This is a genomic window from Massilia pseudoviolaceinigra, from assembly GCF_030846505.1.
In the GTDB taxonomy this organism is placed as follows: domain Bacteria; phylum Pseudomonadota; class Gammaproteobacteria; order Burkholderiales; family Burkholderiaceae_D; genus Telluria_A; species Telluria_A violaceinigra.
Genome location: NZ_JAVCWL010000024.1, coordinates 1 through 24443, shown reverse-complemented (window position 1 = coordinate 24443; position 24443 = coordinate 1). Strand labels below are relative to the sequence as shown.

Below are 24443 nucleotides of genomic sequence, written 5' to 3'. Positions count from 1 at the left end.
CTGTTTTCTCCAATAGTTTTTAATACGTACCGATTCTGATTTTCAGGACCACCGGTTTGGCCGGCAGGTTAATGCCGTAATCGACCTGATCGCCATTCCAGTTGCGCTCCATGATCCATTTACCGGAGGGGTCGAAACTGCCCTCCTCCACCCGTGCCAGCATGGTCGGCTTGCCCTCGTTACTGCCGGCGCCGACCAGGCGCAGGCGCACCTGCTGGCCGACGACGATGAATTCGTTGTCGCCGATCTGGGCAATCGACACGCCGCCGCTCGGCTTCTCGGTATTTGCCGGTTCATCCTTGATTTCGGGATTCCATTCCTTTTCGCCGAAGCGCCACTGGCGAAACGACACCGTGGCTTTCCAGTTTTTCATGGCGATCGTTTGCTCGGTGCGCTCGTCGCTTTCGGCCACGCCGTAGGTGCGGCCCTCGAACGCCCATTTGGCCCACTGCCGCTCCATCGGCCGGAACACGGCAAAGATCGACCCGAACGGTTCGACCATCGTCTTGTCGGTCAGCTTGGAGCCGAGCGGGAAATTGCTGTAGTCGGCGTAATCGATGCCGAACGGCGCAAACCCCAGCGCGCCTCGCCCGAGCACCTGGTAGGTGTAGCGCGCGTAGGTGGCCGCGTTACCGAGTTCCGGTACCATCAGCGGATTGTCGGGCCGCTGGAAGCGCTCCAGCGTTCCCGTGAACTTGGCCGACTGCGGCATGTAGATATCCGGCGCGGCGAAATCGATCGCCGGTGCGGCCGCCTTGTAGATGTCGATGACATCATAGGTCGGCCCGCCGCTGGCGAAATTGCCCTTCCACGGCGCCATCGGTTCCAACGGGTCGCGCAGGGCGTTATTGACGTACATCGGCAGGTTGTAGACGGCACGCCCGGCCTTGGCGATATCGCCGATATAGCTGGCGATGGCATAGGTATGGAAATACTGCTCGGCGTAGTCGCCATACACCTCGGACCACGTGCCCTTGGCCGCCAGCTTCACCGGCGACTTCTGGCGCTCCAGCACCGACTGCGGAACCGCCTGCGCAAACGCCGCCTGCGCCTTCGCTCCATAATCGCGCACCAGGCTATACGTGCCGACTTCGTTCTGCACCTGCATCATGATGACCGTGCGATGCGCCTCATCGATCTTCTTGATGTGGGCCATCAGCGCGACAAAGGCTTTTTTATCGGCCTTGAGCGTCTCTTCGCCGAACGGCGACATGCAGTAATTGACCTTGCCGTCCTTGTCGACCATGCGCGGGAAGCGCTGGTTGTCGAACTTGACCCATTCCGGGCTGTATTGCGGATTGGTGTTCTTCCAGGTGGCGAACCACAGCAGCACGAGACGCACCTTGTTCTTGCGCGCCTCGGCCACCAGCGTATCGACATAGCTGAAATCGAACTTGCCTTCGACCGGCTCGATCTGTTCCCACGCCACGGGAATTTCAAGCGTATTGGCGTGCATGTCCATGATCGCCGGCCACACCTTTTTCAGCGCGGCCGGATAATTGCTCGAATTATGGGCCTGGGCGCCCAGCATCACGAACGGCGCGCCATCGACCATGAGCGCGTGGCGCCCATCCTTTTGCACCAGCTGCGGCAGCGGTGGGGCCGCCGCCGCGCTGGTGGCCGCCACGGCAAGCGCCGCGACGAGCAAGCGGTTCACGTGGCGCGCCATCAGAAGCTGTAGCGCATCTGCGCCGTGTAGCGTGGGCCCGTGACGAACCAGGCGCGCCCCTTGGTGCCGATTTCCTGGTCCATCTCCTGTTTGAACTTCGCATCGTTGATGTTCTGCGCTTCCAGGCCGAACGACAGGCGCTCGGTGATCTTGTAGAAAATCGATGCATCGAGCTGGCCGTAAGCCGCCGCCCAGGTAGGCAAACCGTAGCTCACATTGTGAGCGCCGGCCGTCGGACTGGCCGGATTGGTGTCGGTACCATCGTCGCCGCGGGTGCCGTTCACATTGACTCCCTGCAGGCTGCGCGAACGCCAGTTGTACGCCAGGCGTGACGACAAGGGGCCTTTGTCGTACATCAGCGCCAGGTTGTACGAACGGCGCGACTGGTTGTACAGCGGCAGATTGCCGAAGGCGCGGCCGTTGGTGTCGCAGCCGTTCATGTTCAGGTTCAGGTTGGCCGCGTTATTGCCGGCGCCACCGGTGCAGTATTCCTGGAACACCGACGAATACATGGTCTTCTTGCCGTCGACGAAGGTGAAGTTGGCCTGCACGCCCAGGCCCGACAGCCATTGCGGCAGATTGTCGAAGTACTGCTGGTATGCGACCTCGAAACCGCGCGCCCTGCCCTTGGCGCCGTTGATCGGTGCGGTCACCGTGAAGTCGTTCATCACGCCATTCACGTCAGGCAGCTGGAAATTGTAGCTCTGGTCGACGATGATGTCCTTGAGCTGCTTGTTAAACACCGCAACGGTCAGCGAGCCGGCCGGTGCGAAATACCATTCGGCCGTCAGGTCGACCTGGCGCGACGTGACCGGCTTGAGCGCCGGATTGCCGGAGCCTTCACCAGTCAAGGCCACGCTGTTCACGCGCACGATGGCGGCAGCGTCGTTGGAGGTGGTGTTCACTTTCTGCGACAGCGTCGTATAGCCCTGCAATTGCGAAAAATCCGGGCGCGACAGGGCCGAGGCGACAGCAAAGCGGAATTGCAGTTTATCGCTGGCCTTCATGCGCAGGTTCAGGCTTGGCAGCACATTGCTGTACGAGTTGCTGTAATCCTGCGGGCGCACGAACGCCGGAATGTTCGGGATGGCGGGACCGATGGTCTGGTAGCCTTCCGGAATGGTCGGGCGGGTGTAGCTGAACACCGTGTAGCCGCTCGCCTTCATGTCGGTCTTCACGTAGCGCAGGCCGATATTGCCATCGATCGGCATCGGCAGGTCGTCGAAACCAAAGCGCGCCTGCGTGTAGAAGGCGCCGGTCTTTTCGGTCTGCTCGTTCGAGCCGGCCGGCTCGGTGCCGTAGGATGCGGCTTTCCATGGCGCGCACTCGGGCGTGACGCCTTTGGCCGCGGCGTTTTCGTTACACAGGATGTCGTGGTATTTGTGTAGCCCCGCGTAGCTGTCGGGGTAACCCGTGGCCAGCGAGGTATTGGGCACCACCAGCGATGGCACCGACACTTTGCCGCCGAAGAAATTGTTAAAGTTGTGCACGCGCGTATTGCCGGCAAAGCGCGGATCGCTCATCGACGCCAGTTTTCCGATATTCCAACCCAGTTGCCACGGCTGCGAAACGGCGACCCAGTTATAGTCCGGGTTGGTTTTCTCGGTGACCGCGTCACGCTTGGTCAGGCGTACGCCGAAGCGGATATCGCGCAGCACCTTGTGATCGACATCGTACTGGGCATCGCCCTTCCACGCGGTTCCCTTGGCCTTGCTGCGGTCCGCGTGCTCCTGGGTGAAGGCCCAGTAATAGTTATTCGGATTGGCCAGGTAGGCCAGGTCGTCGCTGTCGAAAATCAGGTCCGGCCTGCCGCCGCCCAGGTCCAGCTGCTGCTTGGGCATCTGCACGCCGGTGGCCACCGTCGAATCGAGATTGGCGGTCTTGGCGCGGATGCTTTGCAGGTCCGACTTGAAGGTCCAGCTGCTGCTCGGGCGCCATACCAGGTTCCACGACACGTCCGTGGTATCGGACTTGCGGTTCGCAATGCGCGTGTCGCCCCCGTAGTTGATCCCCTTGTCGGCCGGGTCGGTCAGGGTGCCGCTCACGAAAGCGCCCTTGCCATCGTAGGTGGCGCCGGGGCTGACCAGGATATTGTAGGGGTTGGAGGCGGCAAAGATGGCCTGCTCGTCCCAGTCCATTTTGTAACGCGACTTGAAGTACGTCAGCGATGTGTTCAGGTCACGGTTCGGGCGCCATTGCAGGGCGCCGTATGCGCCTTCGCGCTGGCGCTCGAAATTGAGCGTGCGCCAGGAAGCGCCCTTGGGAATCCAGACGGTTTTGCCAGGGACGACATCGGCGCGCGGAAAGTACGGATCGACCTGCAAGGCATCGGTGCGGGTCGCGCTTTCTGAATAGGCCAGGTCGAACAGCGCGCCGACTTCGCCGATGCCGGTCTTCCAGCGGTTCGAGAACAGCATCGAGGCCGACGGCGAACTTCTGCCCTTTTTCAGCTCGGAGTACGTCGTCTGCCCCGACAGCGCCACCTTCATGTCCTTGTAATCGAACGGCTTGGCGGTGCGCAGATTCACCAGGCCGCCGATGGCGCCCTCGGTCTGCTCGGCGGACGGATTTTTGTAAATGTCGACACCTGCCATCAGTTCGGGTGGCACGTCCTCGAAATTGAGCGAGCGGCCGCCATTGGCCGAAAACGAATCGCGGCCGTTCAGTTCCGAGCGCACGTAGTTCAAGCCGCGGATCGACACGCCCGAGCCTTCCACCGAAAAGTGTTCCGGATCGGCCTTGCTCATGGTGCGGTCGATCGTCACACCCACCACGCGCTGCAGTACTTCCGTCACGGAGCGGTCGGGCAGCTTGCCGATATCGTCGGCGACAATCGAATCGACGATTTCGTCGGAATTCTGTTTGACTTTCTGCGCCGAGTTCAATGCCGCGCGCTGGCCGCTGACCACCACCACGGCGGCATCGCTGGTAGCGGATTCCCTGGACGGTGCGGCCTGGGCCATCACCACGTTGCTCGACATCAGTGCGATCTGGGCGACGGCCACTGCAATCGCTGTTTTCTTATGGTTTTTCAATTTCTCTCCTCTGTTTCCGATCGAATTTCGGCTGCATTTATGTTTGTGCTGACGGTGCTGCAAGATGTCGTTCATCGATAAAGGCAAGCCCCCACGACTCGATTGCCGGAATGAGCGGGGGCGGAGGGAGAGAAGGCCGCGCGGGCCTGCGGTTGATCATCATCGGTAGCGTCTCGTATTGGTTTTTATATGCGTCTACTGGTGCCGGGGTGGCCCGCAGCCGCGCTAATTTATGATTGTATTTTCCGAGCTACGCGCACCCACTGCAATTGCGAAAATGACCAAGATACGGAACGATATTAAGGAAACAAGGTCCGTTCGGCGGACGGCCATGCGCACCTGTCGCCATCGCGGCGCAAATACGTCAAAGCCGGCATACCTGCTTACTGTTTCTGGACCGCGAGCATGCTGCCCAGACGCGCGGAAGCGCCGGGTTTCAGGTTGAGCGCAACCACCTTATCGCCATAGCGAACCGTCGCGCCGCCCTGCCCCGCCACCGAGCGGATGGTCGCGCCGGTCAGCTTGCCGTCGGCCCAGGCGATATCGACCTCGAAGCCGCCACGGGCACGCAAGCCTTTCACCGCACCGTCGGGCCACGACGATGGCAGCGCCGGCAGCAGATGCAGCTCGCCCGTGTGCGACTGCAGCAGCATTTCGCAGATGGCCGCGGTGGCGCCCAGGTTGCCGTCGATCTGGAATGGCGGATGGGCGTCGAACATGTTGGCGTAGGTGCCGCCTGCATGTTGGTTTCAGTACCGGGGCCGGCCTGCTGGGCGGCGCGCGCCCCCGGCTTGGCCAGTTGCCCGCGCAGCATTTTGTAAGCGTGGTCGCCATCGAGCAGGCGTGCCCAGAAGGCGGTCTTCCACGCCATCGACCAGCCGGTTCCGGCGTCGCCGCGCCCTTCGAGCGACTTGCGCGCGGCGGCGGCCAGCGCCGGGGTTTTGGTCGGCGAAATCTGCCGCCCCGGGAACAGGCCGAACAGGTGCGATACGTGACGGTGCGTGTCGCCCGGGGTGTCGAGCACCGGGTCCTTTTTCTCTTCCATCCATTCGAGCAGCTGGCCCCAGCTGCCGATGCGCGGGCCAGCCAGTTGGTCGCGCATGGCCGCGATCTGGTCGCGGAAGGCCCTGTCGGTGCCGAGGACATCCGCCGCTTCCACGGTGTTGTTGAACAGGTCCCAGATGATCTGCTGGTCGTAGCTCACGCCATCTTCGATCGGCCCGTGCTCGGGCGACCAGCCGTTCGGCGCCACCAGCCGCCCATCGGGCAGGCGCTTCAGATGGTCCTGCCAGAACGCGCACACTTCCTTCATCATCGGGTAGGCCACCGTGCGCAGGAACGCACGGTCCTGGGTGAAGGCGTAGTGTTCCCAGAAGTGCTGCGCATACCAGGCGTTGCCGGTCTTGTTCCAGATGTAGGTCGTCGCCCCGAAAGGATTCGATTCCGTGCGCAGCGCCCAGCCACGTGCCGGCTTGTTCGCGGCGCCGAGGAAGCTTTCCTCGCCCGCCTTGGGCGGCTGTGCCAGCGCGCCGGCGGCGGTGTCGAGAATCAGCTGCCGGTACACGGGCGCCACGCCGGTGACAAAGTCGAAGAACGGCATAGCCGATTCGGCCAGGTTGGCCGGTTCGGCGGGCCAGTAATTCATCTGGATGTTGATGTTGGTGTGGTAGTCCGAATTCCACGGCGGCGTGAGACTGTTGTTCCACAATCCCTGCAGGTTGGCCGGCAGCGAATCGCGCGAACTCGAAATGAGCAGGTAGCGGCCGAACTGGAAGAACTGCGCTTCAAGGCCCGGGTCCTTGCCTTCGGCGGTGTAGGCCTCGATGCGCTGGTCGGTGGGCAGTGCGCGCCGCGTGGCCGATGCCTGGCCGAAGTCGACGCTCACGCGCTCGTAGAGGCGCTTGAAATCGTGCTGGTGCGCGGCGAGCAGCAGCGCCCACGGGCGTGCCGCCGCGGCACTGACCTGGCTCGACACGCGCGGCAAGGGGTGCGCGCCCTGAAATCGCTTGGCGGCGTCATTGACGTAGCTCGTGCCCGCGCCAAGCACCAGTACCAGCGCATCGCAGTTGGTGAAGACGATCCGGTTGCCTTCCACCGACAGGGTGCCGCCCTCGTTGATCACCTGCACCTGGCTGGCGTAATCCATCACGTTCGTCGTTGGTGCCGATGGCGGCGTGGCGGGCAGCACGAAGCCGGCCAGCGAACCTGTAGCGTAAATGCGGTTGCCGGCCACGCTGATGCGCGCGTCGTGCATGTCGGTCAGCTCGATCGAGCCGCTGTACTTGCCCGGCTGGTCGGCGCTCAGGCGCGCCACGATCGCCTGCGCCGGATGGCTGGCGAACATCTCGCGCTTGAACGCCACCCCGGCGTGCCTGTACGTGACGCTGTGCAGGCTGTTGTCCAGATCGAGCTTGCGCGCGTACTGGCTGACCCCGGCGGCGTGCCCCGGCAGGTTGATGAACACGTCGCCGAACGGCTGGTAGGCGCCCAGCGTCTTGTCGTCGCCGCTCCACAAGGTGATGTCGTTGAACTGGATGCGCTCGCGCGCCACCTGCCCGAAAATCATCGCGCCGATGCGGCCATTTCCGATGGGGAGCGCCTCGCGTTCCCAGCCCTCCGGCGTGTCCGGTGCCGGGCGGGCGTAACGCAAGGTGCGGTCGCTGGCACTGGCGTCATGCATGACGGCCGCGAACAGCAGCGCGCGGCACAGTGACGTTTTCATGGATTACTCCCCCATCAGGCGCTGCAGGGCCGGAGCCATCGCCTTTGCCCACGCTTCGTAGCTTTGTTCGTTCAGGTGCAGCAAATCGGGCATGACCTCGCGCGACAAGGTACCGTCGGCGTTGAGGAAGGTCTGGTTGATGTTCAGGAAAAAGATCCGCTTGCCGTCGTCGAAGCCCGCCAGGATCTTGTTGACCTCATCGTTGATGCGGCGCAGCTGGCTGTCCGGCTTGGCATCGCGCGGGAAGATCGCCAGCAGCAGGATTCTGGCGTTCGGCAGGCGCTGTCGCACCTCCTCGATATTGCGACGGATTCCAGCGGCCGTAGTCACCGGATTTTCGCGCCGGTCGCCGGTGTTGTTGGTACCGGCCATCAGCACCACGACTTTCGGGTCGAGTCCTTCGAGCGCGCCGTGCTGCAGGCGCCACAAGACGTTCTCGGTATGGTCGCCGCCAAAGCCCAGTCCCAATGCATTGTATCTGGCGTAGTAGCGCTGCCAGATCGGCGCGCCGGTTTTCTCCCAGCCCTCGGTGATCGAGTCGCCGATGAAGACAATGCCAGTTTTTTCGCCGGCGGCATTGCGGCGCTCGACTTCCGCTTTTTTTGCCTCGTGGCGCGGCAGCCAGTTGTTGACCGACCAGGATTGATTGAGCATCTCGGGCGTGACCGACTGCGTCTTGTAATCCGGGCACACCGCATTCGGCGTACCGGTTTTGAGGAAGCGGATATGCGCGATTCCCACCCTGCCGCTGCCGCTGCCTTCCAGCGCGAACGGCACGGTCACGGCGCGGAAGTCGTCGCCGTCGCGCGCAAAGCAGCGCATCGAAAACACCAATGGCTGCCAACCCTTGCCCGCCATGGCGCGCGCCGGCACCAGATAAGGCACCTGGCGTTCGCACTCCTTTCCACAACTGACCTTGAAGGACACCCCGCCCTGCGCCAGTTCCTCGACATTCAGCTCAAAAGCCACCACGCCCTCGGGAACATACGCATGCAGGTCGAGCGGCGCATCGCTTTCCACGCGCAAGTTGGCATACCAGGCATCCTTGAAGTGCAGCGTCATCGCATTGTCGCCGACATCGACCCCGACCCGGCTTTGCGCGACCTTGGGTACGGCCGGTTTAGGGACGAGGACGGAAGCGCCATCAACCCGCTGCATCGCTTCGAAATCGGCGACGAACACGTGCGATCCGGCGCGCGGGCCGGCCGAGTAAATCGTCAGTTCAGCGCTCTTCTTCGCGGCCGTGGCGCAGGCGCCGACGGCCAGCAGCGCCGGCAACACGAGCGACAGGCGCAGGGGCTTGGCTATACGTTTCATCATCGCGTCCCTGTGCTTGATCAGCGGCGCGCGGAGCGCGTGACCACGTCGACCCACACCGCCAGGGTGAGAATGGCGCCCTTGACGATCATCTGCCAATAGCTGTCGACGTCCAGCATCGACATGCCGTTATCCAGGCTGGCCATGACCAGCGCGCCGATCAGGGCGCCGTACACCGTGCCCGAGCCGCCGCGCATCGAGGTGCCGCCGATGAAGCAGGCCGCGATCACATCGAGTTCGCCCGAGGTACCGGCCGACGGCGAACCGGCCGCCAGGCGCGCGGTGTTGATCAGCCCCGCCAGCGCGCACATCAATCCCATCAGGCCGAAGATCCACAGTTTGACGGCGCGCACGTTCACGCCGGACAGGCGGGTCGCTTCCATATTGCTGCCGACCGCGTAGATGCGGCGGCCGAACACGGTTTGCGTGGCCACGTAGCTGAATACCGCGAGCAGGACCAGGAGCAGCAGCACCGGCAGCGGAATGCCTTCGTAGCTGTGCAGGGTACGTACCACCGAATAGAGCACCGCGCCAATCGCCAGCAGGCGCACGCCATCGCGCAGGGCGGTCGGCACCGGCAAGCCGTGGTGCGCCAGGCTGGCGCGCTGGCGCCAGGTCAGCACCGCGGCAAGCACGAACAGCAGCACGCCAAGACCGATGCTCAGGTCGGGCGACAGGTAGCCCTGCCCCAGATACACCATCTCGGGCGACACCGGCGCCACCGTCGTCCCGTCGGTCACGCCGAGCACGATGCCGCGATAGGCCAGCATCCCGCCCAGTCCCACAATGAAGGAGGGTATGCCCGCATACGCCACCAGGTAGCCGTTGAAGATGCCCAGCACCAGCCCGCACGCCAGCACCAGCAGCACGATCAGCGGCAGCGGCAGGTGATGGCTCACGTCGAGCACCGCCGCCACGCCGCCCAAAAGCCCGAGCAGGGAGCCGACCGACAGGTCGATCTCGCCGGCGATGATGACGAACACCATGCCGCAGGCCAGGATGCCGGTAATGGCCATCTGGCGCATCAGGTTCGACAGGTTGCGCGCCGAGGTGAAGCCGCCATCGGTTTTCCAGCTGAAGAACAGCCAGATGAGGGCTATCGCGGCCAGCAGGGCCAGGATTTTGTACTGCGTGAAGATTTGTTTGAATTTGATCGGGTTCATGTGTTCTATCGCGAAGGTAGCGCCGTTCAGTGCGCGGCTGGAGCGTGGTCGAGGGCGGCGGCGAGCAGGATTTCCTGAGTCAGGTTCTCATTGACGAAGTCGCCGCGCAGCTGGCCCTCGCCCATCACCAGCACACGGTCGGAAATGCCCAGTACCTCGGCCAGTTCGGAGGACACCATGATGATCGACATGCCGGCGCTGGCCAGCTCGAACATCAGCTTGTAGATTTCGTATTTGGCGCCCACGTCGACGCCGCGCGTGGGCTCGTCGAGGATCAGCACCTGCGGCTTTGTCAGCAGCATTTTGGACAGCACCGCCTTTTGCTGGTTACCGCCCGACAGGCTGGTAATGGGCAGGAACGGACTGGCGGTTTTCAGCCCGAGGCGGTTGATCTGCTCCTGCACGGTTTTCAGTTCGGCTTCGCGGTCGATGCGGGTCAGGCGCGAAAACGAATCGAGCACGGAGAGGGTGATGTTCTGGCCGACGTCGAGGTCGCGCACGATGCCGTGCTGCTTGCGGTCTTCCGGCACCAGCGCGAAGCCGGCGCGGATGGCCTTGAGCGGCGTGCCGGTATCGACCACGGCGCCATGCAGGCGCACCTCGGCCTGGCTGGCACCCGGATAGGCGCCGAACAGCGCCGATACCAGCTCGGTGCGCCCTGCCCCGACCAGGCCGGCGATGCCGAGGATTTCGCCCTTGCGCAGAGTGAACGAGACCTTGTCGACGCGTTTGCGTTCCGGCTTGTCGATGTCGTAGCAGGTGACGTTGCGCGCCTCGAAGATCACCTCGCCCAGCGCGCGCTCCTGCTTGGGATAAAGCTGGTTCATCTCGCGCCCGACCATCTGCGCGATGATGCGGTTCACATCCAGTTCGGCCATCGGCGTGGTGGCGATGTGCTTGCCGTCGCGGATGACGGCGATGGTGTCGCAAATCGCAGCCACTTCATCGAGCTTGTGGGAGATGTAGACGCAGGCGACGCCCTTGGCCTTGAGCTTGCGGATGATCTCCAGCAGGATCCTGATTTCGGCGGCAGTGAGCGACGCTGACGGTTCGTCGAGGATCAGCAGCTTGGCGTCCTTGTTGAGGGCCTTGGCGATTTCGATCAGTTGCTGGTGGCCGCCGCCATAGTTCATCACCGGCAGCACCACGTTCACGTCGCTTAGATTCAGGTCGGCCAGCAACTGCTCGGCGCGCCGGTTCATGGCGGGGTAATTCATGCGCCCGCCAAATCCGGTGATTTCGTTACCGAGGAACAGGTTCTCGGTCACAGACAGTTCCGGCACCAGCATCAGTTCCTGATGGATGATGATGATGCCGGCCGCCTCGGTTTCGCGGATGGAAGCGGCGCGCAAGGGTTTGCCTTCGAACAGGATGTCGCCGTCCCAGGTGCCGTGCGGATACACGGCCGAGAGCACCTTCATCAAGGTCGACTTGCCGGCGCCATTCTCGCCGCACAGGCCGATGCATTCGCCGGGACGAATCTGAAGATCGATGCCATCGAGCGCACGGACGCCGTCGAATTGTTTGACGATGCCCTTCATTTCAAGCAAATAGTCGGACATACTGGCTCTCGTTTTTTGAAAACGTTTTCACATCACAGGCCGTAATGAGCAATGGATTACGCTCCGTCATCCCCGCGCCAAGGCGGCCCTCGGCGCGGATCCAAGTATTTCGTGTCGGGGCCACAGGCGGCATGACGAACTTGGGTTCCGGCCGAGTGCCGCCGTGGCGCGGGAACGACGGTTTTAAGGCGTCAGGTCACAAGATGCTTTACTTGCCCGCGATCTGGGCCTGGGTATAAAAGCCGTCGGTCACGAGCAGATTGATATTTTCCTTGGTCAGCGCCGTCGGCTTGAGCAGGATCGTGCTCACCTTCTTGAAGCCGTTGTCATATTGACCGTTATAAGCGGGCTTCTCATTGCGCACCAGTTGCACCGCCAGCTTGGCCGCCTCGCCCGCCAGCAGCTTGAGCGGCTTGTACACCGTCATCGCCTGCGACCCGGCGATCACCCGGCGCACCGCCGCGATATCGGAATCCTGCCCCGACACCGGCACCTTGCCATCGAGCTTTTGCGAGGCCAGCGCCTGGATCGCGCCCCCCGCCGTAGCGTCGTTCGATGCCACGATCCCGTCGATCTTGTTGTTATTGGCGGTCAGTGCATTTTCGACAATGGACAGCGCTTCCGACGGGCTCCAGTCCTTGACCCACTGCTTGCCGACGATCTTGATATCGCCCTTGTCCACCAGCGGCTGCAGCACGGCCATCTGGCCTTCGCGCAGCATCTTGGCGTTGTTGTCGGTCGGCGCACCGCCCAGCAGGTAGTAATTGCCTTTCGGACGGACCTTCACCACGCCGGCAGCCTGCATCTCGCCCACGGCCTTGTTGTCGAAGGAAATATACGCATCCACATCGGCATTAAGTACCAGCCGGTCGTACGAAATGACCTTGATATTGGCCTTCTTGGCTTCCTTGATCGCGTTATTGAGCACGGTGGCGTTGTAAGGCACGATCACCAGCGCGTCGACCCCGCGCGAAATCAGGTTCTCGATCTGCGCGATCTGCTTTTGCTCGCTGGCGTCGGCCGACTGCACGAACACCTTGGCGCCCAGCTTGTCGGCGGCAGCCACGAAATAATCGCGGTCGCGCGCCCAGCGCTCAAGGCGCAGATCGTCGATCGAAAAGCCGATCTTCGGGTTTTTGGCATCGGCGCTGGCCTGGCCGCAGGTCAATATCATCATGGCCGATACGACCGCTACGCTCAGAATTTTTTTCATCTTGTTTGTCTCCATTATTGTTATACGACTTGGATGCTACCCGGCACGGCGCCGTGTTTTTGGCAACAGAATAACGGATTGCCGTAGCGGCCCTCCGCCATTCATTGCCATATCTACATTTATCTCGTCACGGATGTCATCACCGATGTCATCAGTGGTTATGCCTCGGCAAATCATGGCCGACGCCGCGGTACGGCAGCGCCATTTCCATGCAGCCGCCCTGCTCCAGCTGGCCCACGGTGGCGCGGTACAGCTCCTGCCACGGAGTCTGGCTCGGCGGCGTGGGCGGGATCGGTTCCTTCCTGCGTTCGGCCAGGATGGCATTGTCGACCAGCATGTCGCAGCGGCCCGTGTTCAGGTCGACACGGATGATGTCGCCGCTGCGCACGTAAGCCAGCCCGCCGCCGGCCGCGCTTTCGGGCGAGGCGTTCAAAATCGAGGGACTGTCCGAGGTACCCGACTGGCGCCCGTCGCCCAAGGTCGGCAGGTTGAGAATGCCGCGCCGGATCAGCGCGTCCGGCGGCTGCATGTTGACCACTTCGGCCGAGCCCGGCCAGCCGATGGGACCGGCGCCGCGAATGACCAGCATGCAGCTTTCGTCGATATCGAGCGCCGGATCGTTGATGCGCGCGTGGTAGTCGCCCGAGCCGTCGAACACCACGGCGCGGCATTCGAACACATTTTCGTGGCCGGGGCGGCACAGGTAGCGTGTGCGGAAGTCGGCCGAAATCACGCTCGTCTTCATGATGGCGAAGTCGAACAGGTTCCCTTTGAGCACGAAGAAGCCGGCCTTGGTTTTCAGCGGCGCGTCGTACGGATAAATCACTTCGCGGTCGACGCTGGCGCGCTCTTGCAGGTTGACCGCCATGGTGGTACCGGTGACGGTCAGGCGCTCGGCGCGCAGCTTGCCGGCCTGCTGCAACTCCCACATGATGGCCGGAACGCCGCCGGCGCGATGAAACCGTTCGCCGAGGAACTTGCCGGCCGGCTGCATGTTAAGCAGCAGCGGCACGTCGTGGCCGAATTCCATCCACGCGCTCGATTCGATCTCGACCCCGGCCTGGCGCGCCATGGCCATGATGTGCGGCTGGGCATTGGTGGAACCGCCGATGGCGGCGTTGACCACGATGGCGTCCAGAAACGCGTCTTTGGTGAGGATGTGCGACGGCCGGACATCCTGGCGCGCCAGTTCGACGATGCGCCGGCCCGTTTCATAGGCCATCTGGCCGCGTTCGCGGTACGGCGCCGGAATGGCCGAGCAGCCGGTGAGCGACATACCGAGCGCTTCGGCCAGCGCATTCATGGTCGAGGCGGTGCCCATGGTGTTGCAGTGCCCGGCGGAGGGCGCCGAGGCCGCTGCGATCTGCAGGAATTTTTCGTTGTCGATTTCACCGGCAGCCAGACGACGGCGGCCGTGCCAGATGGCGGTGCCGGAACCGGCCAGTTCGCCCTCGAACCAGCCGTCGAGCATCGGCCCGCCGGAGAGCACGATGGCGGGAATGTCGACCGTCGAGGCGGCCATGATCTGGGCCGGCGTGGTCTTGTCGCAACCGGTGGTGAGCACCACCGCGTCGATCGGGTAGCCGTGCAGGATTTCGACCAGGCCCAGGTAGGCCAGGTTGCGGTCGATGGATGCGGTCGGGCGGCGGCAATTTTCAAAAATCGGGTGCAGCGGGAATTCCATGGCAATGCCGCCGGCGTCGCGGATACCGTCGCGCACGCGCTTGGCCAGTTCCAGGTGGATGCGGTTGCACGGGCTGATGTCGCTGCCGCTCTGGACAATGCCGATGATGGGCCGGCCGGCGCGCAGTTCGTCGGCGGTGATGCCGTAGTTCATGAAGCGCTCCAGGTAAAGCGCGGTCATGTCGATGTGGTCGGGATTGTCGAACCAGTCCTGCGAGCGGTAGCGGCGTGGCGGAGTTGGGTGGGTGCTCAAGCGATATCCTGTAGCGAAATGGTGTGCTGGGCCAGGCCCGGCGTGTCGGTGCGGAAAGTAAACAGACCGCCGGCCAGCGGTTCGCCCGTGCGCTCTTCCACGCTCAAGCCCTTCCAGGCGGTGCTGACGAAGGCGGTGCGCAGGTCGGCGCCGCCGAAGGCTAATTTTGTGATGTTAGAGACGGGAAAGGCGATCGTGGCGACCAGTTCGCCGGCCGGGTTGTAGCGGTCGATGCGGGCGCCGCGGAACATGGCGACCCAGATGCCGCCGTCGGCGTCCACGGCCATGCCGTCCGGGTGGCCGGGGGCCTGCGTCGCGATGAACAGGCGCTTGCGCGTGGCCGTGCCGTCGGGCAGGACGTCGAAAGCGTAGATCTTCTTGCCCAGGGTGTCGGTGTGGTACAGGGTCTTGCCGTCCGGGCTCATGGCCGGGCCGTTGGTGATGATGTAGCCGCTGTCGACGGTGGTAAGGCGACCGCCGGGGTGCAGGCTGTAGAGCGAGCCGGTGGGGTCGGTTTCGCCGGCGTCCATCGAGCCGAACCAGAGCGAGCCGTCGGCGGCGGCAAAGCCGTCGTTGAAGCGGTTGCGGGGCAGGTCGGCTTCGATGTGGCGCAGTGGGGAGAACTGGCCGGTTTGTTCGTTGAAGTGGTAAAGGCCGTCGTCGAGGCCGATGATGAAGCCGGTGGTGCCGGTACGAACTTGGGCCCCCGCCGAGGGCCGCCTTGGCGCGGGGGCGACGGATCGTAAGGTAACGGCCTCAACGATATCCTCGTCGTTCCCGCGCCAAGGCGGCCCTCGGCGGGAACCCAAGTTTTTTGTACCGCCGCTATCGGTCGCCCCAACCGCCGGCACAATAAACCCCGGCCTCCCCGGCGCACTCCACGACTGCCGCCGCGTTCCATCCGCCGCGCAGCGATGCACCTGGCGCCCGCGGATATCCACAAAATATACAGACTTACTGGCAGCATGCCAGATCGGGCCCTCGCCCAGCTCGGCACCCACCGGCCATAGACAAACAGGCTGTTCCATGCTCATGCTCCGTACCATCCGGCGTCGACGAAATAATCGCGTCCGGTGCAGCGCCCCGCGTTACCCGAGGACAAAAACAGCGCCAGCGCCGCCACATCCTGCACTTCCACCCGCTCGCGCAGGCATTGTCCGGCCAGGATCCTGACCTCTTCATCCGGCGTGTGCCACAGCTGCTCCTGGCGCGGCGTGCGCACCGCTCCCGGAATGATGCAGTTGACGCGAATGCCATCGACACCCAGATCGCGCGCCAGCCCCCGCGTCAAGCCTTCGATGGCGGCCTTGGCCGTCATGTACAGGCTCAGGTTCGGCAAGGCCAGGTGCCACGAAATCGACCCCATGTTCAGGATCACGCCCGCGCCCTTGACGCGCATGCTTTCGGCCGCGGCCTGAGCGCAAAAGAACTGGTGGCGCAGGTTGACCGCCATGCGCTGGTCCCAATAGGCCGGGGTGACGTCCTTGACGCCGTGGCGGTCATCGTTGGCAGCGTTGTTGATCAGGATATCGACCGCCCAGCCGCCCAGCCCGATCCGGGCAAACACGGCAGCGAGCGCGTCCAGGTCGGTCAGGTCGCAAGGCAGGAATACAGGCGGATGAACGGCATCGGCGAGCGAATGCGCCAGTTCCCGCGACGCTTGCTCGGCAATGTCGACGAAAAACACGCGCGCGCCCTGGCGTGCAAAGGCGCTCACCATTTCCGCGCCGATACCGCTGCCGCCACCGGTGACCAGCACGGTTTTACCGGCCAGATCGGGGTAAATCGCGTAAGTTAGCTTGCTCTGTTCGCTCATTGGGTCATTCTCGGCAGGCCGCGGCGGGCCAGGTTGTCGAACAGCGCGCGCACGCCGAAGGTCCACGGCGCCACCTGGTCGCTGCGCTGGACTTCATTGACGAGCGTGCCGAGCGAGGGCGTGGAAATGCTGACGCGGTCACCCAGGTGATGGGTAAAGCCGGCGCCGGCGGCGTCACGGTCCTTGATCGGCGAGAACATGGTTCCCAGAAACAGCATGAAGCCGTCCGGATATTGATGGTGCTTGCCGCACACCTGGCCCACCAGGTCGAGCGGGTCGCGGCTGATTTCGCGCATGCGGCTCGCGCCTGACAGGTGAAAATCGTCATCGGCGCCTTCGATCAGCATGCTGACCTCGGCATTGCGGATGGTATCGATCGTAAAGTGCTCGTCGAACAGGCGGATGAACGGGCCGATCGCGCAGGAGGCGTTGTTGTCCTTGGCTTTACCGAGCAGCAAGGCGCTGCGGCCTTCGACATCGCGCAGGTTGACGTCGTTGCCCAGGCTGGCGCCGCGCACTTCGCCGCGGCTGTTGACGGCCAAGACGATTTCCGGCTCAGGGTTGTTCCACCTGGAATCGGGATGCAGGCCGACATCGGCGCCAAAACCCACGGCCGACATCGGCTGCGACTTGGTAAATACTTCGGCGTCGGGGCCGATGCCCACTTCCATGTAGGGCGACCACAGGCCGCGCGCGATCAGGTCTTGCTTGAGCTTGTCCGCCGCGGGCGAGCCGGGCTTGATGGCCGAGAGGTCGTCGCCGATGCATTCCTGCATGGCCGCGCGCAGCTCGCCGGCGCGGGCCGGGTCGCCCTTGGCCTGCTCCTCGATCACGCGTTCGAGCAGGCTGACGGCGAAGGTGACGCCGCACGCCTTGATCGCCTGCAGGTCGTTGGGCGCCAGCAGGCGGGTGCGGTCGGTTTCGGCCCCGGTCCCCGCCTTGGCCTTGGCCAGCAGCTCGTCCAGCGTGCCGAGCGCGACGCCGGGAGCGTTACGGGCAATTTCCGGGGCGTCGGCGCATTCGAGCAGCTCGGCCATGGTGGCGGCGTGCGCGCTGATGTCGATGAGCTGGCCGCGGCGCAGCACCACGACCGAAGGACCGGCGCCGCCGCGCCAGACGCGCCCGACCAGCAAAGCCCGTTCCGCGTCGACCGGCAACATCGATGTAACTGAATCTGTCATGTCTCTCTTCCCGATTGGTATCCATGCCGGCCTGGGATATCCCCTTGCCAGCATCACGGGATAGATGGTGCCCTGTGTGTTGGTTTTTTTCTATTATGAAATCCACCAAGGCTGATCATGATTATCAGCAGCGATTTCCACAGCCTGACGCGCCCGCCGGCGGTCCCCCAAGCCGGCGACTGTTGCTTCTTGGTCAGAATGGTGTCGCGACGTTTGACAAAAGTTGCCTACAGGCATAATCTTCCCGAACTCCAGTGCCGGACCGAAGGATGACCTTTAAGGAGGCCCGCACGCGGCGGCGGCACCCCACATCAGCAGCCCAAACACCCCAGAGGTTCCCCTTGAAAGACTATTTCCGCTCAAGCCAGTCGCGCTTCATCCTGCTATTTTCGGCCATCTTCATTGCCTTGCTGCTCATTACGCTCGGGGCCATCACGCAATTCATCACCCCGAAGTTGAAAAGCGCCGAAGGTCAACTGATCGGCAATGATGTCAACAACATTGCCGTCAAGATCACCGAGCAGCTCAAGCAGGTGGAAGCGCAGCAGCGCGCCATTACCCAGACCGTGGCGCTGATGGACAGCGCCGCGATCGATACCCTGCTGCCCGGCCTGGTGGACCAGTACGGCGACGTCAACGTGTTCGGCGGCGGTATCTGGCCAGTGCCGAAAAAACGCGATCCGGAAAAGGAAAAGTTCAGCACCTTTTATGCGCGCGACGCGGCCGGCAAGCTGCAGGTGAACACCCACTGGAACTCGCCCGAGTCGCTCAAGTATTTCGAGCAGCCGTGGTGGCAGGGCGGCGCCAAGGCGCCCAAAGGCCAGTGCGCCTGGGCCAAGGCCTACAAGGATGACGCCAGCGCGCAGCCGCGCACCAACTGCGCCATGGCGATCTACAAGGACAATGAGCTGTTCGGCGTCTCGACCGTCGACGTGACCCTGGGGTTCTTTAACCAGCTGGTGGCCGGCATGGAGGCCGCCGTGCACGGGCAGATCCTGATTCTCGAACACAACGGCAAGGTTGTCAGCAACAGCAGCTATATCAAGAGCGAGATCGTGCTCAAGAACATCACGGACCTGGCCGCCAGCTCGCCCATGGCCGCACAACTGGCCAAGGTGCTGCCGGAACTCGGTGACAAGCCCAGGCTGGAATCGGCTTACCGCAGCGACGGCAAGGACCATACCCTGTTCATCGCCACCATCGCGGGTAGCCCGTGGATCCTGGCCACCGGCTTGCCGAACAATCTGCTGAGCCAGCAGAGCGACCGCATCCTGCACACGCTGGGCATGGTGCAGATTCCGATCGCCATCGCCATGCTGGTGCTGATCGTCCTGGGGATCCGCATGATGATGCGCCGCCTGGCCGTCTTGAAGGGCAATATCGACGACCTCTCGACCGGCGACGCCGACCTGACGCGCCGCCTGCCGCCCGGCGGCGGCATGGAGTTCGACGCTGTCTCGAGCAGCTTCAACGCCTTCATCGAGCGTCTGCAAAGCATGCTTCAGCAAATCGGCATGAGCACCCAGTCGATCGCGCTGGCCTCGCGCGAGATCGCGGCCGGCAACCAGGACCTGTCCTCGCGCACCGAGGCGCAGGCCAGTTCGTTGGAAGAGACGGCGGCCTCGATGGAGGAACTCACCAGTACCGTCAAGAACAACGAAGACAACGCCAATCAGGCCAACCGGCTGGCGCGCGAGGCGTCCAGCGTGGCCGCGCAGGGCGGCGACATCGTCTCCAGCGTGGTGACGACCATGGGCTCGATCGAACTATCGTCGCGCAAGATTGTCGACATCATCAGCGTGATCGACGGCATCGCTTTCCAGACCAACATCCTGGCGCTGAACGCAGCCGTGGAGGCGGCGCGCGCCGGCGAGCAGGGACGCGGCTTTGCCGTGGTTGCCGCCGAGGTGCGCAACCTGGCGCAGCGCTCGGCGGCGGCGGCCAAGGAAATCAACGCGCTGATCAATGAGTCAGTGCTCAGCGTCGACAAGGGCGCCGCGCTGGTCACCGAAGCCGGCGCCACGATGCAGAAAATCGTTGCCAGCACCGACAAGGTGGCCGGCATCATCGGCGCCATCATGGGTGCCAGCGCGGAGCAGAACCTGGGCATCGGCCAGGTCAACCAGGCGATTACCGAACTGGACGACACCACCCAGCAGAACGCCGCCCTGGTCGAACAGGCGGCGGCGGCAGCGCAGTCACTGCAGCAGCAGGCGGCCAACCTGGAACAGATCGTCGGCGGCTTCAAGCTCTACGAAGGGCGCTGAACTGGTGGCGTTCAAGATTGGCGGCGGCGCGCCAGGCATGCCAGAGCGGAACGGCTCGCTGCGCGTTGATCGCGCCCGGGCTAACGTTGAAGGCGCGCCTGCTCGGCGGCGCTCAAGTCCGCAAACACGTGCTGCAATGGACGCGTTTCGGGCAGGATATAGACGATGCCGTTGGTGTTCTTGAAGGCCGGTGTCACGACGTTGTTGAAGAACGCGACCGGCACATTGATGCAGCCATACGAAATACGGTTGTCGAGCGAACTGGGCGTGGCCAGACGTTCGGCGCGCCGCTCTTTCGGATTGCCCGTCACGACCCGGTGCAGCGAAATGGCGGCGCCGTAGTCCACCCACAAAATGTCCTTGCCATGAAGGTTGCGGTCGATCGCCGCCACGAAACGCCCAGCCGGCGTGGTGCGTTCTTGCGGAAGAATGGTCGACAACGCGCGCTCGCCGATGCCGGGCACCGAATCGTCTCCGATCGCTTCGCCGAGCAGCACGGCCGCGGCGCCACGCAATTGGCCGTCGGGATGAAAAACAAAGACCTTGGCATTCTTCTTGTCGATGATCACGAAGGACAAGTTGCGATGATTGCCCGAATTAAGGACCCAGTCCGCCACTTGCACGGCATCGGCCGACGCGCTCTCGTGCTTGAAATTGGCGCGTATCGGTTGCTCGGCCAGATCAGCCGCGCGCGCGCACTGGGGCGCGAAAACAAGACCCAGCGCAGACAGGCACAGGGCGCCGGCAAGGGCCCGGGCAGCGGCGTTGCGCCTGTCCGGCAGCGCGACGCCGCGCGCCGCGCTCTGTCTGGGAACGGCGCAACGCCGTAGCTTGATCGTCATGATCGGGGCCGGTTCCTAGTTGCGGTCCTGTTTCGGTGGCCGGTTGAGCGGAACGTCCAGTTCCGGCGCCGGCTGCTCGACCAACGGCACAACGACGACATCGCGCGGCAGCTGTACCGATGGCAGGACCAGTGACGGCGCCGGCGGCTGTGCCGGCGGGGCCAGGGCGAACAATGGCTGCGTGTCAGCCGGATGCGGACGTACCGTGATGGGCGGCACGGTTGCGCCAGAAGATAGCGGGCGCGGCGGTGGTCCGATCATGTATCGGACGGATACAGGAGGAAGCGTGATGACCGGCGGCGCGACCGCCTCCACTGGCGGGGCCACGACGACGGGTGGCACGACCGCTGGCGGTTCGATAACGGGAGGCACGAGCACCGGCGGTACAACAACCGGGGGCGCCACAACGACTGGCGGACTCACAATGACAGGCGGTGGCGCGACGACCGGCGGCACCACCACTGGCGGCGGCGGTACCACGACCGGCGGTGGCGGTACCACGACCGGCGGTGGCGGTACCACGACCGGCGGTGGCGGTATCACGACCGGCGGCGGTACCACGACCGGCGGTGGCGGTATCACGACCGGCGGTGGCGGTATCACGACCGGCGGCGGTACGACGACCGGCGGTGGAGGCACAACGACCGGCGGCGGCGGCACCACAATCGGCGGTGGCAGCACAACCACTGGTGGTGGCACAACCACCGGCGGCGGTACCACGACAGGTGGCGGTACCACGACAGGAGGCGGCACCACGACCGGCGGCGGCACCACGACCGGCGGCGGTACCACGACCGGCGGCGGCACTACGACCGGTGGCGGCACCACGACCGGCGGCGGCACTACGACCGGTGGCGGCACCACCACCGCGCTGATATTGCCGGTGGTGCTTATCACGACCGTACCGCAACACGATTGCGGCAGGGCGTAGCTGCCGGCATTGGCGCCGCCGAGGCTGTAGCCCACCAGGGTGACTGCCTTGTCCTCTCCGACCTCCGCCGTGTCGAACGTGGCGCTGCTGCCAGGCGCGGCGATCAGGGTCACTCCGTTCGGCGTATCCTTGAGCGACGTCATCGTCGTGGCAGTGCTGCCGTCATAGGTCTTGTCTCCGCCGGCGGCAAATACCAGCATCTGCTGGGTCAGGGCGGCGCCCCCGCTCATTGTGAACATGGGCAGATAGTCGGTCGGCGCGTCATACGAGACCGGGTTGTACTTGATCGTTACCGGCGCATTCGGCCCGGTGATCGCGGACGGCAGGGCCTGGGGCGAAAAAATGAGCGTGCCGGCCCCGCTGCCGTTGGTACCGGCACTTAACACGAGGCCCAGCGGCAGGTCGAGACTCTGACCCGAGATGCTGCTGCCCCTGGTCAGGGTGATGGTCGCACCGATGTTCACGTTATTGCCCGCGCACATCATGACATTGCCGTCGGTGGTGGTCATGGCTGCCGTGCTGTTCAGATTCAGATCGCGGCCCGCCCCCAGCGACACGCTGCCATTGACCGTCGTGATGGCGGCGTTGACATTGATATCGCGTCCGCAACAGGCGACGAAGTTACCATTGGTGCTGGTTATAGCTTGATTGATGTTAATGTCGCGCACCGCGTTCAGGGTCAGCGTCGTCGGGCTGGTGCTGGCCGTCCAGCTGACGGCCTCGTTGACATGGATATCGCCGTTACCCGCGGTGTTGGTATTGAGGTTGCTTACCGGCGGGGTGCCCGCGACCACGGAATCGGGGCCGGCGGCCGTGGTAATGATGACGCTGTTGGTGACCAGCAGGCCCGACAGCGTGGCTCCGGAAATATTGTCGGTGGGGGCGCTGCCGATCGTGAAATCTTCCGGGTCGATCAGCCAGGTTCCCGCATGTCCGTTTGGTGCCGCGGTCGTGACCTTGGCGTCGGGCGCAATCGTCACCCTGGCGGCGGAAGTTTCGATGAAGCCGCCATTGCCGCCATCCGCCGCGCTGGCGTCGAGGCTGCCGCCAACGCTCATCGTACCCGACTGCATGTCACCCATCAGCCTGATGACGCCGCCATGGTTTTCCACCCGTTGGGCCCGGATCACGCCGGTATTGTTGACGGCGGTATGCAGCAGGTCGCCCGCCGCCTGCGTGGTCAGCAGCACGGCTCCGCCGTCGGCCTGGATCAGGCCACCGTTTTGCACCAGCGCGTTGAGCGCGCCCTGGTCGACCGTCACGCCGAGCAGCTGGTCGCCCAGGACGTCGAGCGTCATGCCATTGCCGGCCGCCAGGGCAACCATCCCATGGTTGGCCGAGATGCGTCCCTCGTTGCTCACGCTCGCCCCGAGCAGGGCCACGTAGCCGCCATCGGCCGCGTTCAGCGTGCCCTCGTTGCGCACCGCGCCGGGGCCGCCGCCGGAAAACGTGTAGTCGCCAGCCATGAAGTGCGCATCGGTGATATGCCGGCTCGAGGCCACCAGCGAGCCGACGTTGACCGATGCGCCCTTGCCGAACATGACGCCGTTCGGATTGACAAGGAATACCTTGCCGTTGGCGCTCACGTTGCCCAAAATGCTGGACGCATTCGACCCGACGACCCGGTTCAGCGCGACCGCGCTGGCGTTCGGCTGCACGAAGCGCACCGTTTCGCCCGCTCCGACGTTGAAACTCTGCCAGTTGATCGCCACGTTCTGGGTCGACTGCTGGATCGTCGTGCCGGCCCCCGCGCTGCTGATGCTGGCGCTGCCGGCGCTGACCACGCCGCCCGTTGGCTGCTGCGCCAGGGCGTCAGCACCGACCATCGCCAGCGATAGTGCGAGCATGTTCATGGCGCACAGCGCCCCGCCGGCAACCCCGGTCGCCGTTGCGCTGGCACGGGACGAAGTCCTTTTTCCTGCGCTCCTGGTGTGTTCGGACACGGCGACAAAGGTGCCGGTTTGGGCATTCCAGATCGATTGGAAGATGATGTTCATGGTGATTCCTTTTGCTTTAAGCGAAGGGCTTAGGGCGCGTTTGCTCGCGTCCGCCGCACTTAGAAATATTTCACTGCCTGGATCCAGAAGCGGCCCGATCTGTCGGGCGAGGAACTTGCTTTTTCACTCCCGAGCTTGCCGGCGTAGTAAGCCGTGATGAGGTAATTGTCACGCTCGGTTAAGACGATGCCAAACCCGGCGCCGCTCAGGGTCCGCTTGTTCGGACCGACAGTCCACGGGTTCTTGTCGCGCGTGACCGTCCCGGTGTCGGCAAAACCGACCAGTTGCACTTGCGCGTCAGGCAAGAGCGTCGATGTCGGCAGCCGCAAGCGCGCTTCCATGCTCAGCACATAACCCTGGTCCGCGTACGCTTCGCCTTCCGGATAGGCACGCACCGCGTTCATGCCACCCAGTTCCATTTTTTCCGAGACGTCCAGATTGCCCGATGCGATTTGCCCCTTGATGGAAGCCGACAGCGAGAGCACGTTGCTGATGTACTGCACCCGCTCGGCGCTGTAGGCAAGCTTGCCGTAATGGCCATCGCTGCGCGCTGTCGCCGCATCGACCGCCCGCAGCGCCGGGGTGACGATGTCGAGCTCGCCGGTCGACAAGGTGAGGGAATACATGGTTGCGCCCGCACCGCCCAAGGTGTCACGGGAATCGCCATACATACTGCCCATGATGACCTTGGTATGCTTGTCGCTGACCGAGCCGGTCAGGTCGACCTGGTTGAGGTAACCTGAGTTCTGTGGACACTTCTATTTGATAAACTTGTCAAAGGGAGTGAACTTG

General features: G+C 63.8%; 15 protein-coding genes and 1 pseudogene. 1 reads left to right on the top strand and 15 read right to left on the bottom strand.

The window, feature by feature from the left end; translation table 11 throughout:
- Nucleotides 1–19: 19 nt before the first annotated feature.
- From RBA40_RS22180 to RBA40_RS22125, 12 genes and pseudogenes are all read right to left on the bottom strand, one after another.
- Entirely contained in the window at nt 20–1657 is a 1638-nt protein-coding gene (locus RBA40_RS22180) for a GH35 family beta-galactosidase (protein WP_306650007.1), read from the bottom strand.
- An 11-nt stretch (nt 1658–1668) separates the two neighbouring features.
- Nucleotides 1669–4704 (bottom strand): TonB-dependent receptor, encoded by a 3036-nt coding sequence (locus tag RBA40_RS22175; RefSeq protein WP_306650005.1) that lies wholly within the window; start codon nt 4702–4704, stop codon nt 1669–1671.
- A gap of 383 nt (nt 4705–5087) precedes the next feature.
- A complete protein-coding gene (locus RBA40_RS33590) occupies nt 5088–5423 on the bottom strand; it encodes a glycoside hydrolase family 95-like protein (protein WP_374710534.1) in 336 nt (111 codons plus the stop codon).
- Between the two features lie 110 nt (nt 5424–5533).
- Nucleotides 5534–7384, bottom strand: a pseudogene (locus RBA40_RS22165) (glycoside hydrolase family 95 protein); the annotation flags it as partial.
- Between the two features lie 45 nt (nt 7385–7429).
- The gene (locus tag RBA40_RS22160; protein ID WP_306649999.1) at nt 7430–8746 is read right to left on the bottom strand and encodes a GDSL-type esterase/lipase family protein; all 1317 of its coding nucleotides are present in this window, start codon (nt 8744–8746) and stop codon (nt 7430–7432) included.
- A 17-nt stretch (nt 8747–8763) separates the two neighbouring features.
- Nucleotides 8764–9906, bottom strand: a complete 1143-nt coding sequence (locus tag RBA40_RS22155) for a sugar ABC transporter permease (protein WP_099877395.1) — start codon at nt 9904–9906, stop codon at nt 8764–8766.
- Nucleotides 9907–9932: 26 nt separating this feature from the next.
- Complete coding sequence (xylG, locus tag RBA40_RS22150) at nt 9933–11468, bottom strand: D-xylose ABC transporter ATP-binding protein (protein WP_306649997.1); 1536 nt, start codon at nt 11466–11468, stop codon at nt 9933–9935.
- A 208-nt stretch (nt 11469–11676) separates the two neighbouring features.
- On the bottom strand, nt 11677–12681 hold the full coding sequence (gene xylF / locus RBA40_RS22145; protein ID WP_306649996.1) for a D-xylose ABC transporter substrate-binding protein: 1005 nt from the start codon (nt 12679–12681) through the stop codon (nt 11677–11679).
- A gap of 151 nt (nt 12682–12832) precedes the next feature.
- Nucleotides 12833–14617 carry an IlvD/Edd family dehydratase gene (locus RBA40_RS22140; RefSeq protein ID WP_306649995.1) on the bottom strand — a complete coding sequence of 595 codons (1785 nt, stop codon included), beginning with the start codon at nt 14615–14617 and terminating at the stop codon, nt 12833–12835.
- Nucleotides 14614–15645 (bottom strand): SMP-30/gluconolactonase/LRE family protein, encoded by a 1032-nt coding sequence (locus tag RBA40_RS22135; protein ID WP_306649994.1) that lies wholly within the window; start codon nt 15643–15645, stop codon nt 14614–14616. The genes RBA40_RS22140 and RBA40_RS22135 overlap by 4 nt, the downstream gene beginning before the upstream one ends.
- Before the next feature lie 2 nt (nt 15646–15647).
- Nucleotides 15648–16433, bottom strand: a complete 786-nt coding sequence (gene xylB, locus RBA40_RS22130; protein WP_306649993.1) for a D-xylose 1-dehydrogenase — start codon at nt 16431–16433, stop codon at nt 15648–15650.
- A complete protein-coding gene (locus RBA40_RS22125) occupies nt 16430–17614 on the bottom strand; it encodes a fumarylacetoacetate hydrolase family protein (RefSeq protein WP_306649991.1) in 1185 nt (394 codons plus the stop codon). The genes xylB and RBA40_RS22125 overlap by 4 nt, the downstream gene beginning before the upstream one ends.
- 341 nt (nt 17615–17955) lie before the next feature.
- On the opposite strand from RBA40_RS22125, the gene RBA40_RS22120 reads away from it, so the two are divergent.
- Entirely contained in the window at nt 17956–19881 is a 1926-nt protein-coding gene (locus RBA40_RS22120; RefSeq protein WP_306649990.1) for a methyl-accepting chemotaxis protein, read from the top strand.
- 80 nt (nt 19882–19961) lie between these two features.
- Here RBA40_RS22120 and RBA40_RS22115 read toward each other — a convergent pair whose 3' ends face one another.
- From RBA40_RS22115 to RBA40_RS22105, 3 genes are read right to left on the bottom strand one after another with little or no spacing between them, the layout of a single operon-like run.
- Nucleotides 19962–20723: a hypothetical protein gene (locus tag RBA40_RS22115; RefSeq protein ID WP_306649989.1), complete on the bottom strand. Its 762-nt coding sequence runs from the start codon at nt 20721–20723 to the stop codon at nt 19962–19964.
- A gap of 15 nt (nt 20724–20738) precedes the next feature.
- Nucleotides 20739–23651, bottom strand: coding sequence for a two-partner secretion domain-containing protein (locus tag RBA40_RS22110; RefSeq protein WP_306649987.1), 2913 nt, complete (start codon nt 23649–23651; stop codon nt 20739–20741).
- 59 nt (nt 23652–23710) lie between these two features.
- Nucleotides 23711–24331 carry a ShlB/FhaC/HecB family hemolysin secretion/activation protein gene (locus RBA40_RS22105; RefSeq protein ID WP_306649985.1) on the bottom strand — a complete coding sequence of 207 codons (621 nt, stop codon included), beginning with the start codon at nt 24329–24331 and terminating at the stop codon, nt 23711–23713.
- Nucleotides 24332–24443: the final 112 nt, after the last annotated feature.

What these genes read in the sequence shown, in the direction of transcription:
- RBA40_RS22125 (WP_306649991.1), bottom strand. Translation starts at nt 17,614, where the DNA reads ATGACAGATTCAGTTACATCGATGTTGCCGGTCGACGCGGAACGGGCT.
- RBA40_RS22110 (WP_306649987.1), bottom strand. Translation starts at nt 23,651, where the DNA reads ATGAACATCATCTTCCAATCGATCTGGAATGCCCAAACCGGCACCTTT.
- RBA40_RS22160 (WP_306649999.1), bottom strand. Translation starts at nt 8,746, where the DNA reads ATGATGAAACGTATAGCCAAGCCCCTGCGCCTGTCGCTCGTGTTGCCG.
- RBA40_RS22115 (WP_306649989.1), bottom strand. Translation starts at nt 20,723, where the DNA reads ATGACGATCAAGCTACGGCGTTGCGCCGTTCCCAGACAGAGCGCGGCG.
- RBA40_RS33590 (WP_374710534.1), bottom strand. Translation starts at nt 5,423, where the DNA reads ATGTTCGACGCCCATCCGCCATTCCAGATCGACGGCAACCTGGGCGCC.
- RBA40_RS22155 (WP_099877395.1), bottom strand. Translation starts at nt 9,906, where the DNA reads ATGAACCCGATCAAATTCAAACAAATCTTCACGCAGTACAAAATCCTG.
- RBA40_RS22135 (WP_306649994.1), bottom strand. Translation starts at nt 15,645, where the DNA reads ATGGAACAGCCTGTTTGTCTATGGCCGGTGGGTGCCGAGCTGGGCGAG.
- xylG (WP_306649997.1), bottom strand. Translation starts at nt 11,468, where the DNA reads ATGTCCGACTATTTGCTTGAAATGAAGGGCATCGTCAAACAATTCGAC.
- xylF (WP_306649996.1), bottom strand. Translation starts at nt 12,681, where the DNA reads ATGAAAAAAATTCTGAGCGTAGCGGTCGTATCGGCCATGATGATATTG.
- xylB (WP_306649993.1), bottom strand. Translation starts at nt 16,433, where the DNA reads ATGAGCGAACAGAGCAAGCTAACTTACGCGATTTACCCCGATCTGGCC.
- RBA40_RS22105 (WP_306649985.1), bottom strand. Translation starts at nt 24,331, where the DNA reads ATGGGCAGTATGTATGGCGATTCCCGTGACACCTTGGGCGGTGCGGGC.